Genomic DNA, 351 nt, shown 5'->3' with positions numbered 1-351 from the left:
CAAAACGTGGCAGCAGGAGGAGAGGCGTTTTGGTCCCCAGCGGCGCTGGTTTGAGGGCGTTGTAGGAAGATTTGGGATTTCGGAGCCGGGAGTGGAAGAGCGGAGGCGGCGACGAGGCAGGGAGGAGAAATTTAGAGGAGAAAAAAGGACTTTTTGGTTCAAACTGCACATGGGGCCCTGGGACAGAACGCGGGAGTCAGGAGAAAATGGAAACAGGAGACAAAGAGGCAATGATGGCAAAAATGGAGGAGAGGAGGAAGTAATGGAAAAAAAAAAGGAGAACGTAATAGGAAAAAAAAAAAAAAGGAGAAGAGAGGATAAAATAATGGGGGGAAAAAAAAAAAAAGGAGA

Annotated in this window: 1 protein-coding gene; it reads left to right on the top strand. The window is 47.6% G+C overall.

Annotated elements, in window-relative coordinates:
• A partial coding sequence (locus tag L9G74_RS23935; RefSeq protein ID WP_238898535.1) for a hypothetical protein occupies nt 1-351 on the top strand: 351 nt, incomplete at both ends.

The sequence above is a fragment of the Shewanella electrica genome, from assembly GCF_022321485.1.
Lineage (GTDB): Bacteria > Pseudomonadota > Gammaproteobacteria > Enterobacterales > Shewanellaceae > Shewanella > Shewanella electrica.
This window is presented reverse-complemented; position numbering and strand designations above follow the sequence as displayed.